5 protein-coding genes are annotated in these 4,475 nt (G+C 71.0%); 1 reads left to right on the top strand and 4 read right to left on the bottom strand.

Annotated features, from left to right (window positions below; all coding sequences use genetic code 11):
* Positions 1 to 47: 47 nt before the first annotated feature.
* Together dmpG and STRIP9103_RS02250 are read right to left on the bottom strand one after the other, a co-directional pair.
* A complete protein-coding gene (gene dmpG / locus STRIP9103_RS02255) occupies positions 48 to 1,091 on the bottom strand; it encodes a 4-hydroxy-2-oxovalerate aldolase (RefSeq protein WP_009296206.1) in 1,044 nt (347 codons plus the stop codon).
* Complete coding sequence (locus tag STRIP9103_RS02250; protein ID WP_048819551.1) at positions 1,088 to 2,038, bottom strand: acetaldehyde dehydrogenase (acetylating); 951 nt, start codon at positions 2,036 to 2,038, stop codon at positions 1,088 to 1,090. Before STRIP9103_RS02250 ends, dmpG begins: the two co-directional genes overlap by 4 nt.
* A gap of 204 nt (positions 2,039 to 2,242) precedes the next feature.
* Here STRIP9103_RS02250 and STRIP9103_RS02245 point away from each other — a divergent pair, with 204 nt between their 5' ends.
* Positions 2,243 to 2,986: an IclR family transcriptional regulator gene (locus tag STRIP9103_RS02245; RefSeq protein ID WP_009296208.1), complete on the top strand. Its 744-nt coding sequence runs from the start codon at positions 2,243 to 2,245 to the stop codon at positions 2,984 to 2,986.
* 41 nt (positions 2,987 to 3,027) lie between these two features.
* Here the strand turns inward: STRIP9103_RS02245 and STRIP9103_RS02240 are convergent, their stop codons facing one another.
* Positions 3,028 to 4,068 carry a VOC family protein gene (locus STRIP9103_RS02240; RefSeq protein ID WP_009296214.1) on the bottom strand — a complete coding sequence of 347 codons (1,041 nt, stop codon included), beginning with the start codon at positions 4,066 to 4,068 and terminating at the stop codon, positions 3,028 to 3,030.
* Positions 4,065 to 4,475, bottom strand: a 411-nt coding sequence (locus STRIP9103_RS02235) for an alpha/beta fold hydrolase (protein WP_009296212.1), incomplete at its 5' end; no start/stop codon positions are given. The genes STRIP9103_RS02240 and STRIP9103_RS02235, both read right to left, overlap by 4 nt.

Here is a 4,475-nt window from a genome sequence, read left to right as displayed (position 1 = left end):
CTCCCCCGACCGCTCGGGCGCGGGACTCCGGCCGCTCTCGTCGTCCGTCAGGCCGTCACCGCGTCCCGGGCCGCAGCCAGGTCCAGGGCGATGTCGGTGATCATGTCCTCCTGGCCGCCGACCAGCTTGCGGCGGCCGACCTCGACGAGGACGGCGCGGGTGTCGAGGCCGTAGCGGGCCGCGGCGGCTTCGGCGTGGCGGAGGAAGCTGGAGTAGACGCCGGCGTAGCCGAGGGTGAGCGTTTCGCGGTCGACGCGTACGTCGCGGTCCTGGAGGGGGCGGACGATGTCGTCGGCGGCGTCCATGAGGGGGAACAGATCGCAGCCGTGTTCCCAGCCCATGAGGTCGGCGACCGCGATGAACGCCTCCAGCGGGCAGTTGCCCGCCCCGGCGCCCTGCCCGGCGAGCGAGGCGTCGACCCGGGTCGCGCCGTTCTCGACCGCGACGACGCTGTTGGCGACGCCGAGGGCGAGGTTGTGGTGGGCGTGGATGCCCAACTCGGTCTCCGGGGAGAGGACTTCGCGGTAGGCGCGGAAGCGGTCGCGTACACCGTCCATGGTGAGCCGGCCGCCGGAGTCGGTGACGTAGACGCACTGCGCGCCGTAGGACTCCATCAGCTTGGCCTGGCGGGCGAGTTCGGCGGGTTCGGCCATGTGGGACATCATCAGGAACCCGGCGACGTCCATGCCCAGCTCGCGGGCGGCGGCGATGTGCTGGGCGGAGATGTCGGCCTCGGTGCAGTGGGTGGCGACGCGCACCGAGCGGATGCCGAGGGAGTGCGCCTGCTTGAGGTCGTGGACGGTGCCGATGCCGGGCAGCAGCAGGGTCGTGGGGATCGCCTGGCGTACGGCGTCGCAGACCGCCTCGATCCACTCCCAGTCGGTGTGGGCGCCGACGCCGTAGGTGACGCTGGACCCGGACAGGCCGTCGCCGTGGGCGATCTCGACGGCGGTGACCCCGGCGGCGTCCAGCTCGGCGGCGATGGTGCGGGCCTGCTCGACGGTGTAGCGGTGCCGTATGGCGTGCATGCCGTCCCGGAGGGTCACGTCCTGGACGTAGAGGCGGGTCGTCTGGGGCGTGGGCGCGGTCATCGGGATGCCACCTCCGTGAAGCGGTGTGCGGCCATGCGTTCGGCGGTGCGCAGGGCGGCCGAGGTCATGATGTCGAGGTTCCCGGCGTAGGCGGGGAGGTAGTGGGCGGCGCCCTCGACCTCCAGGAACACCGAGACGCGGGTGGCCGTACCGGCACGGGAGTCGGCCGGCAGCAGCAGGCGCAGGGGGTCGTCGGCGGCGACCCGGTCGAACTGGACCTTCTGCTTGAGGCGGTAGCCCGGCACATACGTCTGGACCCGGGCGACCATCTCCTCCACCGAGGCGGCGACCGCCGTGTCGTCGCAGTCGCCGACCAGGCAGTGCACGGTGTCCCGCATGATCAGCGGGGGCTCGGCGGGGTTGAGGATGATGATGGCCTTGCCCCGGGCGGCGCCGCCGACCTTCTCGATGGCGGCGGACGTGGTCTCGGTGAACTCGTCGATGTTGGCGCGGGTGCCGGGGCCGGCCGAGCGCGAGGAGATCGAGGCGACGATCTCGCCGTAGTGCACGGGGGTCACGGCGCCCACGGCGGCGACGATCGGGATGGTGGCCTGGCCGCCGCAGGTGACCATGTTGACGTTGTCGGCGTCCAGATGCGCGTCCGCGTTGACCGGGGGCACGACATACGGGCCGAGGGCGGCCGGGGTCAGGTCGACCACCGTGCGGCCGGCGGCGCGCAGCACCTGGTCGTTGTGGCGGTGGGCGCCCGCGGAGGTGGCGTCGAAGACGATGCGTACGTCGGCGAACTCGTCGAGCCTCAGCAGCCCTTCGACGCCCTCGTGGGTGGTGGCGACCTTCAGCCGGCGGGCACGGGCCAGGCCGTCGGACTCGGGGTCGATGCCGACCATGGCAGCCATCTCCAGGGAGTCGGAGAGCCGCAGGACCTTGATCATCAGGTCGGTGCCGATGTTGCCGGAGCCGATGACGGCAACCTTGGTACGGCTCATGACGGACACCCCTGCGGACGCGTCCGGTGCGGTGCTGCGGACATGGGAGGACCTCCTGCGGAAGGCGGGGACGGGTGGTGGAAGGGCGGTGGAAGGGGCGGTGGAATCGCGGCCTCGGGCCTGTCGGCCGTGGACCAGGTATAGGCGTCACGCCGACAATCAGGCAAAGTTTGTTCCGTGACACGGAACAGTGACGCCGGAAATATGTTGGACAAGGCAACGGCCATCCTGGACTGCTTCCGCCCGGACAGCGGCTCGTTCCGCCTGACGGAACTGGCGGAGCGGTCCGGGCTGGCCAAGTCGACGGTCTTCCGGGTGTGCGCGGATCTGGTCCGTCTGGGGTGGCTGGAGCGGGAGGAGGACGTCTACCGGCTCGGCGGAAAGCTGTTCGAGCTCGGCTCGCTGGTGCCGCGCCGCCATGATCTGCGCGAGACGGCGCTGCCGTTCCTGCAGGATCTGTTCGAGGCCACGCACGAGACCGTGCACCTGGGGGTGCGCGAGGGCCATGACGTGGTCTACGTCGAACGCATCCACGGCCACGACCCGCTCCGGCTGCCCTCCCGCATCGGGGGCCGTCTCCCGCTGACCTGCACCGGTGTCGGCAAGGCGCTGCTGGCGTTCTCCGGGGCGGAACTCACCGAGGAGGTGCTGGCCGGGCCGCTGCCCAGCCTCACCCCGTACTCGATCACCGATCCGAACCGGCTGCGCACCGCCGTCGAGCAGGCCCAGGTGTCGGGGCTCGCCTACGAGGAGCAGGAGGCCGCGCCGGGGGTCAGTTGCATCGCGGCGCCCGTCTTCGACGGGCCGATCGCGGCGGCGGCCCTGTCGGTGGCCGTACCGCGCGACCGTTTCCGCCCCGCCCAACTGGCCCCGGCGGTACGGACGGCGGCCCTGGGGCTGTCGCGGGCGCTGCGCGCGGGGCGGCCCAATGAGAGGGGCGCCTTGTAGCTTCAGTACAACCTCAGAAGCCTTGTGGCTTCAGTACAACCTCAATCGTCGGGGATACCGGCGCCGCTCAGGGCCGGGACCGTCCTCTCGGGGTGGGCCAGGGAGCGGGCGGCCAGGCGGAACTGGGTCAGTTTGTCGACGATCGTCCGGCCGACCGGGGTGTGGCCCCAGATGCTGATGCCCTGGTGGGTGGTGGGTTCCCAGGTGGTCTCGTCGATGACTATGGGGTTCCAGCCGACCTCCCACTCGAAGCCCGAGGGGGTGCGGGCGTAGTAGGAGAGTTCCTTGTCGTTGGTGTGCTGCCCCACGGAGAGGGCCATGTCGAAGCCGAGTTCGTGGACGCGGTCGTAGCTGCGGGCCAGGTCGTCCAGCGTGGCCACCTGGGTGTTGAGGTGCTGGACGCGGGTGCGGATCGGGTCGACGGGCAGGCCCTGGACGGCGGCGATCGCGATGGAGTGGTGGCGTTCGTTGACGCGCAGGAAGCGGATCTTGAGCTTGACGCCGCCGATCGTCTCGTCGATGTAGTCGGTGAGGCGGGCGTCGAAGACGGTGTTGAAGTAGCCGCGCGTCAGGGCGGGTCTGGCCGAGGTGATCGCGACATGGCCCATGCCGGAATCGCCGGTGACCCAGCCGGAGGCGAGCATCCGCAGGGGTTCGGCCGACCTCACCGGGATGGTGTAGATCTCCTGGGTGATGCCCTTGGGGCCGGGGAAGCGCAGCAGACGTTCGACTCCGCGCTGCTTCGCCTCCTCTTCGGTGCCCTCGATCACGGGGACGCCGTGGGCGCGTACGCGGGCCTCGATCCGCTCGAAGGTGGTGTGGTCGTCGAGGTGCCAGCCGGTGGCGACGACGTCCTCGGCGGGGCCGCGCCGCAGCAGGAAGCGGCACTCGTGGTCGTCGAGGCGGAAGCGCATCAGACCGGTGCCGAGGTCGTCGTGGTGCATGCCGATGGCGTCGGCGCCGAAGCGGCGCCAGTCGGTGAAGCGATTCGTCTCGATGACGATGTAGCCGAGGTGGACCGCGCCGAAGACGGACGGGGCGTCGTACGCGTCATGCTCGTCGTACGCCTTGGACGTGCTCATCGGCGGCCCGCCAGGAAGTCGGCGCAGACCCGGTTGAACAGTTCGGCGCGTTCGAACTGCACCCAGTGCCCGGTGTTGGCGACCTCGTACAGGTCGCAGTTGGGCATGCGGTCGGCCAGCATCCGGCCGCCGGACGGCCGGTTGACCCTGTCGGCCGCGCCCCAGAGCACCAGCGTCGGTACGGGCAGCCGGGACAGGCGGGCGTCGCGGGTGAAGTCCATCCTCCACAGCGTGCGCAGCGCGTTCGGGCCGGACGGACGGCGCAGCGGCGGGGCCGCGACGACCTCCGGGTCGATGCTCGCCTCGAAGCGGGCGTCGATCACGGAGTCGGGGACGTCGGCGGCGTTGAAGACGAGGTGGGTGCGGATGAACTTCTCCAGCTTCAGCCGGGACGGGCCGTCCCCGGA

Origin of the sequence: Streptomyces ipomoeae 91-03 (assembly GCF_000317595.1) — a bacterium.
Lineage (GTDB): Bacteria > Actinomycetota > Actinomycetes > Streptomycetales > Streptomycetaceae > Streptomyces > Streptomyces ipomoeae.
The sequence above is the reverse complement of the archived record's forward strand: the minus strand, read 5'-3'. Positions and strand labels throughout refer to the sequence as shown.